This window comes from Embleya sp. NPDC001921 (genome assembly GCF_053594475.1).
In genome coordinates this window covers 64,187-77,517 of sequence record NZ_JBSFEO010000008.1, presented here as the reverse complement: position 1 = coordinate 77,517, position 13,331 = coordinate 64,187, and the positions used below count along the sequence as shown (strand labels likewise).

The window sequence follows — 13,331 nt, the reverse complement described above, 5'->3', positions numbered from 1 at the left end:
CGGCGGTGTGTGCGCCGCTCGCCGCCCTTCCGGCGGCTACTTCTTCTGGGCCGCCGCGTCGGCCTTCATCTTGTCGATGGCGGCCCTGATCTCGGTCGTCAGCTTGTCGTCCGAATCCGTGAGCGACTTCGCGATCTCCCGGAAGTTCTGGCCGTACGAGTCGATGTTCTTCGCGGATGACTTCATCTGCGCGCTGAACGTGTTGTATGCCTCCGTCAGGGCGGGGCTGGCCTTCTCGAACACCAGGCCGTCTTGAAGCAGACCGCTCACGGCCGTCTCCAGGTCCCCGAGCTCTTTGGAGATGTCGGCCAGTTTGGCAGCCATTCTCGTTGCGCCGCGGGCGATTTCGTCCACATCGACGTGGATATCGGCCATGCGGTCCTCCCAAGGGGTCGCTTGTCGGTTGCCGGTAGGGGTAAGCAGGCTGCTACTGGGGCGAGTTGACCTTGTCGGCGATGTCCTTGTCCAGGTCCTGCACAGACGTCATGATCTGGCGGAACTGCGTCGCGTAGCCCTTGATGCTCTCGGTGGCCTGGGTGAGCGCGGTGTTGAACTTCTCGTACTGGGTCTGCAACGCCGGACTGGCCTTGGTCAGCACGAGGTTCTGCGTGAGCAGGGTGTCCACCTCGTCCTTGGCCTCCTTCATCCGGGGCACGAGCGTATGGTCGACACTGTTGTCCAACAGATTGGACACCCGGGTTATCTCGGCGTAGGTGAGTTTGATGTTGGCGGCCACGGCGAATCTCCTCGGTCACGGAAGCGAACGGAAGCGAACGGAAGCGGGAAACGAGAGCGGGAACGGAACGGAAACGGGAGTCGGTGCGGAGGCGGGCACGAGTGCGCGGGTGAACGCCGATGGGCGCGGGGCGGAGGTCAAATGATGCGGTTCTTGCCCTTGTCGCCGGTGCCGGTTCCCGTCTCCTTGTCGCGACCGGAGTCGCTGTCGGCGTACGCGGGATCCGGCTTCCACTTGCCTTTCGGTCCGTCCCGGATGTAGTGCTCGGACTTGCCGTCGGCGGTGGAGATCATCGTGCCGCTGCCGTCCTGGTTGATCGTGAAGACGGCCGTACTCGAGGTGCCGTCACCGAAGTTGGTGGTCATGGTGTAGTCGCGGACGTCGATCCGGTCCGGCTCGTTGCCCTTGTCGTCGCCGTCCGGGATCTCGACCCATTCCGGGGGGCCCTTGTACGTCGTGATCGTCTCGTAGCTCTGCCCCTGCGAGGTGGTGATCTTCGAGGTCTCCTTGACGACGTTGTTGTCCTTGTCCAGCTCGACGCTGACGTCGATCTTGCCGTCCTTGTCCTCGTGGTGGTACGAGGTCGGGGGCTTGTCGTCGGGTTTGGGCGGCTCCTTCCCGGGGTTGGGAGGTGCGCCGTCCTCGCCCTTGGCGATCCACGCGGCACACCACGCGGGGGCGTCCGGGGCGTGGCATACCGACCGGATTCTCTCGTCGGGATGGTCGCGGAAGTAGTCGGTGGCGCCGATCGAGGCCAGGTACGCGTCCCACTTGGCCTTGTCCGCCACCCACTTGTCGTGCGTCGCCTTGATGTTCCGCCACTTGTCGAGACCCAGACCCACGGTCATCAGACCGGCCCCGGCGGCGATCCGCTGGTCGGCGTCGAAGAACCGGTCGGACACCGCCTTGAAGGTGTCCGCGAGCTGGTTGAGACCTTCCTTCGCCTTGCCGGTACGGGACTTCGAATGGCGGTGGAAGCTGTTGAACGCGTACGACAGACTCGACGTGCCCAGACACGCCTTGCGTTCGCCGGCCCCCGCCTCGCCGAGCTCCCGAAATGCTCCGCCACTGCCCGAATCGGCCTGCTTGGCAAGATTTCGGAGCTTGCTCTGGATCGTGTACAGGTTGTTGTAGTCGACCGCGAAATCGACCATTTCGACCTCCTGTCCCTCGACGAGCCCGCGTCGTGCACCGCTCCTCGAACTGCCTCCACTTCTGTACGCGTTGCAACCGATGGAGGTTCAACGACGTTACTCGGAGAAAGATTGAACCTCTCCCGAGGAAGGCGCGTACAGAAGGCGGCCGTGGTTGCACGATCGAGCGAAAGGGGCACCTCGATGGCTCGTCCGGGAGACTGGAGTGCGCTCGGTCTCGACCGCGACCCCACCCCCGGCGACCCCGGCCGGATCGACCGCGTGATCGCCGCGGAACTCGAATTCATCGATCTCGCACGGGAGATCGACAACGGCCTGAACGAGGTCAAGAACACCGCGAGCACCGTCTTCATCGGCAAGACGGCGGACGCCATGCGTGGCGTCATCGACGGCAATCTGCGCAACTACATCTCGACGTACAAGCAGGCGCACGAAAAGGTGCGCGCCGCCCTGGTGATCTACGTCGCCGTGATGCGCGCGCAGCAACAACGCGCGGACACGGCCCTGTCCGCCGCCGCCGCGCTGGCCGAGGACGACGACGCCGGCCGGGACACGCACAAGGCCACCGCGGCGGATGCCAAGACCACCCTGGAGGACGCGGCCGACACCGCCGCGCGAGCGCTCAACGCCGCCGCCGAGTCCATCGCCTCCCCCGTGGACGAGTGCGACGAGTTCTGGAAGGCGCTGTCCTGGATCGCGATGTTCCTGGTCGTCCCGGCGATCTTCCTCGGTGGCGTGGTCGCGCTGCTGTCCATCGCCCTGAACGTCGCGCTCATGATCAAGACCGCGATCGACTTCGCGCACGGCAAGGCGGGCGTCACCGAGCTCGTGCTGGGCATCCTGGGCATGATCGCCCCGACCACCAAGGGGCTGCACCTGGGCAGTCTGTGGAATGTCATCAAGGGCACCGGCACGCGCGGCCTCGCCGGCACGAAGACCTTCTTCCGCGGCGGCGCCAACTCGTTCGGCCTGCTCGGTCGGATGGGGCTGGGTATCGACGACGCGCTCGCCGCGGGCGGCGCGTGGATCAAGGGCGGGATCCAAGGCATCAAGCTGGGTCCGGCCCTGACCCACATACCCGAACTCTCCATGTTCGGCGTCAATGTCGGGCGCGGCATCCGCGTCTTCCCGATCGGCGCCGACCTGACCGTGATCAACCTGGCCGGCGCGAAGACGTTCTTCGGCCTGCGCAGCATCGTCAGAACGGTCAACGCCTTCAAGGGGCTGGGGGGTTCGATCGCGAGCGGCCTGAGCGGCTTCAAGAGTCTGCGGCTGTTCCTGCCGGTGGCGGCCGACGAGATGGGCCAAGGCCTGGGGCTCGCCTTCCGGATCGGCTTCATCGACCGCGGCATGTTCAACATGTACCGCTACGGCGCCTTCATCGACGGCAAGTTCATCGGCGCGGGTTCCAAGATCACCGGCGGCGTACACGCGGGCTTCACCGCCTTCGGATCGGGCGGCGGCCTGGGGAAGCTGCCGCATGTGGACATCGGCGGGCTCAACTCGCTGCAGAACGGACCCCTCGGCCACGGTTTCGACATGCCGCCCATGTCCACCCGGTTCACCAGCGGGCTCGGCGAGTTGGGCATGGTGAACGTCCCCTCGCTCGGCACGTTCGGCGACGGGTTCCACGCGGGCACCTTCCCGAGCCTGGACACCTATCTCGCCAACAGCGGCAACCTCGGCGCGGTGGCGCCGCTCACCGGGTTCGGGGCCAAGATCGTCGACCTGCCGCCGTTCTCCTTCAACGGGCTCGGCACGTTGGACCTCGGCGGCAGACTCGGCGTCCCGCCCGCCGTCACCGGGACGGGCGTGACCGCGCTGGGCACGGGCGGGCTCAACGCACCGGCGAGTTCGCTCGGCCACATCAGCATCCCGAACCTCGACACGGTCACCAACGCGCTGCCCAAGGTCGACGTCGGGCTGCCGGGATCGGGCGCGCTGGTGCACGACCTGCCCTCGACCGGCTCGATCACCCTCCCCCAGGTCGAAGGCCTGGGGAGCGTCGCCCTCCCGCAGATCGGCAACGTCTCGCTCCCGCACTCGGGCACCGCCGCGCTGCCCAACGTGGCGACGCCGACGCCGGCGCACGTGAATCTCCCGACCGTGTCGACCACACCCGTCTCCGGCCTCACCGGGTCCCTCGCCCCCACCCTCGGCCACAACGCAGGGGCGTTCCCGGGCCAGATGCTCGGCGACCTCAAACCGCCCGCCGTCGGCGCACAACTGGCCGACGTACCGGCCGTTTCCTCCGCCGACCTCTCCACCCCGCAGGTCACGGGGCTGCACGACGGCGCCCGGGTCGGTGTCCCGGAGATCGGTTCGGTCCCGCTCACGTCGCAGGTCCAGGCGCCGAGCGTGGGCGCGATACCCCACACGGGTCAGGTCTCCACGCCGGGGGTCGGCGTCACCGGGGGACTCGGACACGTCGCGACCCCGAACCTCGGCGGCGTACCCAACGTCGCACAGCCGGCCACGCCCAACGTCGGCGCAGTGTCGGGCATCACCCAGGTGGGCACGCCCGACCTGCGAACGCCGCACACCGGCCCCGGCGTCGGCGCGCCGAACACCGGTACCGTCGAAATACCCCCGGTACGAGGCGGGCACGCCGACGCCTCGCCCACCGCGCCGGCCCCGAACCCGGCCGACCTCAAGGGCGCCGGCGGCGCGACGACACACGTCGACGTCAACGGCAGCCGCGTGACGCTCGGCACCCTGTCGCCGCGCGGCGGACCGGGCGACACCCCGCCGGTGGGCCCCGAGGCCGTGGTCGGCGTCCCCGCCTCCGGAGGCCACTTCCCCACGCTGCGCCCGGCGGCCGACGACCTCACGGTGTTCATGGTGAACAACGTGCGGTACGACTTCGCGCACACCTTCAACAACATCCCCGGCCTGGGCGGCGTCGAGGTCCGGGTGCTGCCGAGCTCCCGGGCGGACCGACTCGTCGACATCCACGTCGCCTCGGGCGGGCGCACCGACATCAGCGCGAACCACATCACCGTCGGAGAGCAACAGATCCTGCGGATCGAACAGGCCTTCGCGGGCGGCGTGCACCGGTGGGACTACGAACTGAGCGCGCTGAACAACCACCGGCTCCTCGACGACCAGATCATCGACGCGCGCGTGACCGGCCCCGTCCCCGGACAGTCCGTCGAGCTGACCGCCATGCCCCCGGCCGGCACGATCACCGGGTCGACGACCCTCGGTGGCGGCACGACCGTGCCGACGGTGCCCGGCCCGGGCGCCACGACCGGCCCGGGCTCGCACCTGATCGACATCCCGGGGCTGCCCGGAACCCGGATCGAGGTCCGCCTCGGCGCCGACGGCATCGGGGGAATCCGCACGGTGGGCGGTGCGGACGGACCCCCGCTGATGCCCTCGCACCACACCGGACCGACCGGGAACACCATCGTGCGCGTCGAGCAGGACGTGGTGGCGAACGTCGAGATCCGCCGTTGGGACTTCGACATGTCCGCGGCCGGCGGCCGACTCGTCGACATCGAGCGGCGCATCACGCTCAGCGGCGGCGACTTCGACCGCAACCTCGTCGTCATCCGCGTCGATGTGCAGGACCAACCCCTCGGCATCACCCACTTCGACGCCGACGGCAAGGTGCACAACCCGGGCGGGTCACCGGTACGGGTCGGCGCGACCGGGGTCAACATCCCCACCGGCACCGGCTTCCGGATCCACGACCGCACGACCGGCGCGCCCTCGCACAGCGGCCTGCGGCTGACCGATTCCACCGGCCACGTGCTGCCCATGCACGTGCTGACCCCGGACGACGGCGGGGCCCTCTCCCTCGTCGACGCCGGCGCCACCAGGACCCTGGGCTCCGTCACCGTGCCGCCGGGCGCGAACGGCATGTTCCATGTCGTCCCCACCGACGCCGGTCCCACCGTCCGGGTCTTCGGCGCGAACGGCCGGTTCTCGCACGACTCGCTTCCGCTCGGCGGCATCGACGGACCGGGCGTGCCCGGTGGTCACATCCGCTCGCCGCACGTCGGCACACCGCATCTGGCCGGAGCCGACGGCACGCCGATCCCCGACACCCGGGTCGTCCCGCAAGTGGGCGGCGAGTTCCGGATCCGGCACGCGGGCGGGCAGTTCCACGTCGACGCCACAGGCGCCCGCAGACACGACGTCGTCACCCTCACCACCGCCGACAACCGGGGAACGGGGCTGCACGTCTTCACCCCGGTCGGCGCCGCGAACCCGCTGCCCGCCCCGCGCGGTGTGGACGGTACGCCGTCCACGACCACGACCGTCGCCAACGTCGACCACACGTTCCACATCACCCGCACCGGCCCCGACGGGCAACCCCACGGGACGGTGGACGTGCACACGCCACAGGGCGCGTTCTCGCACACCGCGCTCCCGCTCACCGGCGGCGGTGCCCCCGGCGGGTTCATCCGGATGCCCGAGAACGCCGGCGGCATCCCGCACCTCACCCGAGGCGACGGCACGACCGTGCCGCACACGAGCGTCACACCGCAACACGGCGGCGGGTACCTGGTCAAGTACCGCGGCGGCGCGATCCTCGTCGACGGCGCGGGCGCGCGCACGCACAACGTCCTCGAACTCAGGGTCGGCGACGCGTCGGTCGGGCAGTACGTACACACGCCGGTCGGCACCGCCGACGTGCCGGTGCCGCACCCGAGCAACCAGGCCGGCGTACCCGATCCGAACCTGACCATCACCCGGGTCGGCGACGAACTGCGGCTCACCGACCCCGGCGGGTCGTTCACCGCGCACGGTCTCGACGGCGTGCGCCGGTACCAGGCGATCCACGTGGTCGGCGGCCCGTTCGCGGGCCGGTTCGTCCGGGTCGACGCCGCCGGGGCCGTCACCCTCGTCGACGGACGACTCGGCCCCGTCCCGGACGCACACGTCGTGCGGCAGAGCGGGTTGCGGGGAGACGGCTTCCGGATCCTCGACGACGCCGACCATGTCGTCGTGGGCCCGCGGGGCGAGCACCGCTTCGACGCCATCGGCCTGCGTGGCCCCGACGGGGCTCCGACGGGCGAGTTCGTCTTCTTCAACCCCGCCCCGGCCGCAGGGGCCGTCGGGGCGCCGGCGCCCGGCCCGCTGCCGCTCGTCAAGCACACGGACGGCGGCAACCTCGGCTTCTCGGTGCACACCCGCCCCGACGGCACCCTCCAGGTCGCCGGCCACGAATCGCCGTCGATCCGGGTCTTCTCGAACACCGGCGAGTTCGACTTCCAGGTGTTGCGCCTGCGCGACGCGGACGGCGCGCGCCTGCCGCAGAACGTCCGGGTGCACCCGGGCGGGGCACATTCCCTGGTCGGCGGCGACCTCGTCGACATCCCGAACATCACCGTGCACCCGCGCGACGGCGGCGGGTTCCAGGTGCGCGCCGGCGACGGCGGGTTCCGCCTGTTCGACGAGAACGGTGGGCTCGACTTCACCGCGACCCCGCACCAGGTGCCGCACGACGGTGGCCACATCACCGTCTTCCGGGTGAGCGACGGCGCCGGCGTCCACCGCTTCGACGGCATCGGGCTGTCGGACGCACGGGTCGGCAAGCCCGGACAGACGCGATTCCTGGACACGACGGCGGGCAACCCGCGGATCCTGGACGGCAACCTCGACGCGATCCCGGGCCTGCGGGCGATCCCGCAACCGGGCGGCGGATACCGAATCGACGGCATCGGCGTGCAGACCCGCGAGTTCCGGCTCTTCGACGCGGGCGGGCGCCTGGAGTTCCAGCGCGTCGACATGGTCGACGCCAAGGGCGGGATCCACCCGAACCGGCACTTCGCGATCACCCACCCGGCCGACGGCGATCCCACGTGGGCGCTGGTCAAGACCGACGCGCACGGCGTGCCGGTGCCCGCTCCGCCGACCCGGAAGTGGTTCGAGGGCGGCCCGGTCGACATGCAGGGCGCGGCGGCGGGCCGGGTCCACCTGATCAGCCATCTCAAGGTCACCGTCTTCGAACGTCGCCGGCTGCCCGACGGCGGCATGCTCGACGCGCACCACTCGACGGCCACCCTGGGCACCTTCGGCTGGTTCAATCAGCGCGGACCGTGGGCCGAGTTCACCCCGAACGGCACCCTGGTGCAGCACGGCACCCGGCACTGGGGCGAAAGCACGCGCAGTTGGTTCGACGTCAAGAGCGTGTTCGGCTTCGACGTCCGCGTGCGGCACTTCCAACTCAGCGCGGACGGCGGCCACGTGCTGGCCAAGCTGGACACCGTGCCGGCCGGACAGAGCTTCGCGGACACCACCTGGGTGCGGTACGACGCCGACTTCGGGCAGATCGCCTCGGGAACCCGGCACTGGGGTCCCGGCCGTGGCTGGACCGACAAGATGAACCACCCGATCACGAACCGACTCCTCACCTCCCAGGAGAAGTACGGCCGCTTCCAGTTCGGTCTGCACGACGTGCGCCGCTACCACCAGGTCGAGATGGGCCCGGACGGCATCCCCAAGCGGGACTTCGTCTCCCGGCACCCGGACGGCAACGTCAACGGGTTCGGCAAGACCCTGCTCAACGGCGACTTCCTCAAGGTCGAGCGGTTCGCCGAGCAGCGGCCTCCGGTGTTCTTCCGCAACATGTTCAGCTCCGACATCCGCACCACCGACCTCAGCGGGCACCAGTGGCTGGCCAAGGACAACCGCCTGCGCGTGGCGACGTGGACCCAGGAGCCGGCGGGCGGCGGCGCGGGCACCCGCGGCGTGCAGTTCACCACCAACAACAAGACCGTGATCGACGTCGCGAGCAACGGCGACATCGTCCGCGAGACACGCACCCTGCTCGGCGGCAAAACCCTGACCGTCGGCGACGTACGGCTGCCCGCCGTCCACGCGGGGCCGAACATGGGACAGCCGGTGCCACACCGGCCGAACTACCTCCCTTGGTCCGAGGGCGCCGACGGCCTCCAGGGCCACCGCACGTTCGTACAGGGCGACTTCGTCCCGACCCCGGGCGTGGGCGGCAAGCGCGTCACCTGGCAGGACCGCGTCACCGACGACCTGGCCGACGGCGACTGGTACACCCCGGGCGCCAAGCCGTGGACCGTGGTCCGGACCGGCTTCGACGACGGCACGTTCATCGACTACCGGCCCAGGCCGAACGACGGCGCGGGGGGCGCGGGTCCCAACACCCGCACCTCCATCGACGCCCACAACGGCGACTGGACGATGTACGACCACCACGGCGTCGTCGTCGGTCGCTCGGATTCCTTCCCCGATCCCAACGGGGCCGGGCACCTCGACATCGTCGGCACCATGGGGGCGAACACCCGCCAGTTCCGGTGGCACGACGCGGCCCACCCGGAGACGGGCGGCATCCGCACCACCGCGTTCGAGCGACAGATCACGCCGTGGCACTTCGACCGCGAGTCGTTCCAGGACTACGACGCGACCGGCAACCTCATCCGCGACCATCGACAACTCGGCGAGGGTCTGAGCGTCGTGGCATGGCGTGGCGTCGACGCCCGGGGCAATGAGGTCTGGCACTGGAACAAGCTGGACCCGAACGGCAACGTGATGTCCTTCGGCGACGGCGTCGGCGACCGCGTCCGGCACTGGTTCGACGCGGACGGCAACCGGCTCCCCGGCTGGGCGAAGGGCGCCCGGTGGTCCGACCGGATCACCAGCCTCGACAACCAGGTGGTCCAGGAGATCCCGGAGCGCAGGTTCACCAACGCGGTCCGCGACCTGCTCACCGACAGCCCGTTCCGGGTGCGCGACTTCCGCCCGTCGCCCACCACGGCGTTCGACCGGCACGTGTGGCAGGAGTCCGACCAAGGCATCCTCTCGCAGGTGAAAATCCGGCTCTCGGACGGCACGTTCCTGGAGACGAACAACTTCAACAAGCACGCGCGGCGCTACGACGTCGACGGCGTCACCGTCGTCAACGACCGCACGATCCCCGGGTACATCCACGAGTACGACGTCAACGGCGTCGACACCATCATCGGACGGGAGACGCACTTCACCGGCTGGGCCAACGAATACCGCGCGCTCAACCGCACGTTCCGCGAGCCGAACCGCTGGAACTTCGGTCCGTCGGTGGACGGCGAGGCGGTCCCGGCGCCGTTCGCGCTTCGGGCGATCCAGTCCATCGGCATCGACATGACGCACGAGTTCCTGCTCGACTTCGCCATGAACCTCGTCGTCCTGTCCATGGTCCGGATGATCTCCGGCGGCGCGTTGAGCATGGTGGACGTCGGACGCGCAGCGTTCGGCGCCTCGTTGAGTTCGATGACCAAGGGCAGCGTCTCGGCGGCGCACATGGCGTTCAACCGGGGCGGCTGGAAGGTGCACTGGTCGAACATCGACTACGGGATGCCGGGGAGTTGGCGGCCCAACGACGACAGTCACAACACCGAGTGGGGGGCGAACGAGCGTCCGGTGCGGTGGCGCGGCGGCACCTACGAGTTCGCCCTCGGCCTCGGCACCGGCGCGCTCGCCGGGTTCGTCAGCGGTGCGTCGCAATCCGCCATCTTCGGGGTCCGCAGCGCCGACGGCGCGATCATCAAGCTCACCGGCGGCGACGCCGCGTTGGCCGGCCTGGCGTCCATGGTCGGCGGGGCTCTCGACACCGTCTCGGTCGGCGCGCTCCGCACCCTGGTCCAGCACTTGGTCGGCAGCAGGTGGATCCACCGCCAGGGGCCGATGGACATCTTCGTGATCGGCGCACTGGGCAAGCTGGTCGACAAGCTCGTCGGCCTGCTGGTGTTCAGTCCCGCGACCGTGCGCTGGATCGGTCACGTGCCCGACGGAACGTCGTCCGACAACCTATTGCCAGGAACAGGTACCGGATGAGCACACCGGTCTTTCGCGTCGGCCCCAGGGGCCGAGGCACCCACCGCGACATCGGGGCCGCACTCGCCGCCGCGCCCGCCGGCGCCGAAATCCTGGTCGCGCCCGGCGAGTACGAGGAGCGCCTGCGGCTGGAGCGACGGGTGGTGCTGCGTCCGGAGTACGGGGCCGGAACGGTCGTGCTCCGCCCGCCGGCCGGAGCGGCCCTGACCGTCGCCGCCCCCGGCTGCGTGGTCCGCGGCCTCGTCCTGCGCGGCGCCGATCCGGCGGAGCCGGTGGTCCGGGTGGAGGACGCGGCCGGCCTCACCCTGGACGCGTGCGAACTCGACCGCGGCCGCGTGGACGTACTCGGCTCGGCGAAGGCGAGCGGCAACGTGCGGAACGCCACGCTCGCGCTCGCCGACACCCTCGACGCCGACCTCGGCGACCCGACCGGTGGCGGCGTCCTGCTGATCCGCCGGACCCGGTTGCGCGGGGCGCGACACGCCGCGGTGGTGCTGGACGGCGACGCCCGGGCCCGCGTCGAGGACACGGTCCTGGAGACCATCGACGGCGTCGGCGTGGTGTTGTCCGGCCACGCCGTGCTGATCGCCGACCGGTTGCGGGTGCGCGAGACCTCCGGTTCGGCGCTGCGGGTACGCGGCGACGCCCGACTGCTCGCCCGCGACAGCACGCTCGACGGCGCCGGACGCAACGGCGTCCTGGTCGAGGAGCGCGGCGAGGTCCACCTCGACGACTGCCGCGTCCGCGACGCCGGGCGCAGCGGCGTCCAGGCCGAACACGAGGCCCGCGTCCACCTCGACGACTGCCGGATCACCGACGCCCAGGGCAGCGCGGTCGCGGTCGGCGGTACGGCGCGCCTCACCGCGCACGGCTGCCGGATCGCCGCCCCGGCCGCCAACGGCGTCGTCGCGCTCGGCGAATCCGAGGTGGAGGTGACCGCGTCGCTGATCACCCGCACCGGATTCACCGCGGTGCACCTCGGTGGGAACGCCCGCGCCCGGATCGGCGGTTGCCGTCTCGACGGCAGCGAGGAACACGGCTTCGCGGTCGTGGGGTCCGCCCAGGCGGAGGTCGTGGACACCACGGTCACGGGGGCGAGCATGTGCGGGGTGCACGTGGCCGACGAGGCCGCGCTCTCGATGCGCGCCGGCCGGATCCAGGGCGGCGAGACGGGCGTACGGCTGCGCTCGTCCGCGGCCTGCGAACTGCGCGAATGCGTGGTGAGCGGGCAGCGCAGGACGGGTGTCGAGATCGGCACGGACGCGGTCGCCACGTTGTACGCGACCCGGATCGCCGAGACGGGCAGCGCGGGTGTCAGCGTCGACGCCGGTGCCCGGCTGCGGATGGACGGCGGCGGCGTTTTCGCGGTCGGCGGCAGCGGACTGGTGGTGGGGCGCGGCGCCGAGCCGACGGTGCGCGGCATCCGGGTGGAGGGGACCGCGAAGAACGGCATCGTGTTCGGCGAGGGCGCGCGCGGGGTGATCGAACACAGCGACCTGTCGGCGTGCGCGTACCCCGCCCTGCACATCGGCCGCGACGCCGAACCGCGCTTCGTCGGCTGCCGCGTCTTCGACTGTGCGCGGGACGTCGGCCACAGCGAGGGCGCCCGCCCGGTGTTCGAGGAGTGTGTGTCCGTCCGGGTGGCCGCGGCCTCGCTGCCCACCCTGTCGGAGGCGTCCACGCGGACGCCGCGCCAATCCGCGGCGCCGCCCGGGGGCGTGGCCGGCGCCGCCACGGCGGGCGGCCCGCCCCCGGTCGGCGCGCCGGTGTCGGTCGACCTGGCCGAGTCGGGCGAGGCTCCGCCGCCGCCCGAGACCTTGGAGGACCTGCTCGCCGAACTCGCCGAACTCGTGGGACTGGGCGGGGTCAAACGCGATGTCGGCGGCATGGTCAAGCTGATGCAGACGGTGCGCATGCGTCAGGAGGCCGGGCTGCCCGCTCCGCCGCTGAGTCGTCACCTGGTCTTCGCGGGCAATCCGGGCACCGGGAAGACGACCATCGCCCGCCTGTACGGAAGGTTGTTGAAGGCGCTGGGCCTGCTCGAACGCGGCCATCTGGTCGAGGTCGACCGCAGCTCCCTGGTCGGCGAATACGTCGGGCACACCGGTCCGAAGACGACCGAGTCGTTCAATCGTGCCCGCGGCGGTGTGTTGTTCATCGACGAGGCGTACGCGCTCGTGCCCGCCGGGGTCGCGAACGACTTCGGCGGCGAGGCCGTCGCGACGCTCGTGAAGCTCATGGAGGACCACCGGGACGAAGTCGTCGTGATCGTCGCCGGCTACCCCGGCGAGATGGAGCGGTTCATCGCCTCGAACCCGGGCCTGTCCTCGCGTTTCACCCGCAGTCTGCTGTTCGACGACTACTCGGCCGAGGACCTGGTGCGCATCGTCGAGCACCATGCCGGCCGGCACCGCTACGAACTCAGCGTTCCCGCGCGCGAGGCGCTCGGCGAGTTGTTCACCGCGATGCCGCGTGGCGCGCAGTTCGGCAACGGCCGGACCGCGCGCCAGGTGTTCCAGCAGATGACCGAACGTCAGGCCATGCGGATGGCCGAGATCGAAACGCCCGACGAACGGCAACTGGTCGTCCTCGACGAGCTGGACCTGCCACGACTGGTCGGCTCCGACTGACGGCGCACACCGCCC

The 13,331-nt window shown here is 70.6% G+C and carries 5 protein-coding genes; 2 read left to right on the top strand and 3 right to left on the bottom strand.

Going from position 1 to position 13,331, the window contains the following annotated elements:
• Positions 1–36: 36 nt before the first annotated feature.
• The 3 genes from ACWCPW_RS11790 to ACWCPW_RS11780 all read right to left on the bottom strand — a co-directional run bounded on the left by ACWCPW_RS11790 (position 37) and on the right by ACWCPW_RS11780 (position 1,890).
• Positions 37–375: a WXG100 family type VII secretion target gene (locus ACWCPW_RS11790; protein WP_449761396.1), complete on the bottom strand. Its 339-nt coding sequence runs from the start codon at positions 373–375 to the stop codon at positions 37–39.
• A gap of 52 nt (positions 376–427) precedes the next feature.
• On the bottom strand, positions 428–736 hold the full coding sequence (locus ACWCPW_RS11785) for a hypothetical protein (protein WP_331771957.1): 309 nt from the start codon (positions 734–736) through the stop codon (positions 428–430).
• 137 nt (positions 737–873) lie between these two features.
• Positions 874–1,890: a serine/arginine repetitive matrix protein 2 gene (locus ACWCPW_RS11780; RefSeq protein ID WP_449761395.1), complete on the bottom strand. Its 1,017-nt coding sequence runs from the start codon at positions 1,888–1,890 to the stop codon at positions 874–876.
• A gap of 183 nt (positions 1,891–2,073) precedes the next feature.
• Here ACWCPW_RS11780 and ACWCPW_RS11775 point away from each other — a divergent pair, with 183 nt between their 5' ends.
• Together ACWCPW_RS11775 and ACWCPW_RS11770 are read left to right on the top strand one after the other, a co-directional pair.
• On the top strand, positions 2,074–10,686 hold the full coding sequence (locus ACWCPW_RS11775) for a hypothetical protein (protein WP_449761394.1): 8,613 nt from the start codon (positions 2,074–2,076) through the stop codon (positions 10,684–10,686).
• Positions 10,683–13,316, top strand: a complete 2,634-nt coding sequence (locus tag ACWCPW_RS11770) for a right-handed parallel beta-helix repeat-containing protein (RefSeq protein ID WP_449761393.1) — start codon at positions 10,683–10,685, stop codon at positions 13,314–13,316. Before ACWCPW_RS11775 ends, ACWCPW_RS11770 begins: the two co-directional genes overlap by 4 nt.
• Positions 13,317–13,331 lie beyond the last annotated feature (15 nt).

Bases quoted from the DNA above. Each gene is read 5' to 3' on its own strand.
- ACWCPW_RS11780 (WP_449761395.1), bottom strand. From the start codon at position 1,890: ATGGTCGATTTCGCGGTCGACTACAACAACCTGTACACGATCCAGAGC.
- ACWCPW_RS11775 (WP_449761394.1), top strand. From the start codon at position 2,074: ATGGCTCGTCCGGGAGACTGGAGTGCGCTCGGTCTCGACCGCGACCCC.
- ACWCPW_RS11770 (WP_449761393.1), top strand. From the start codon at position 10,683: ATGAGCACACCGGTCTTTCGCGTCGGCCCCAGGGGCCGAGGCACCCAC.
- ACWCPW_RS11790 (WP_449761396.1), bottom strand. From the start codon at position 375: ATGGCCGATATCCACGTCGATGTGGACGAAATCGCCCGCGGCGCAACG.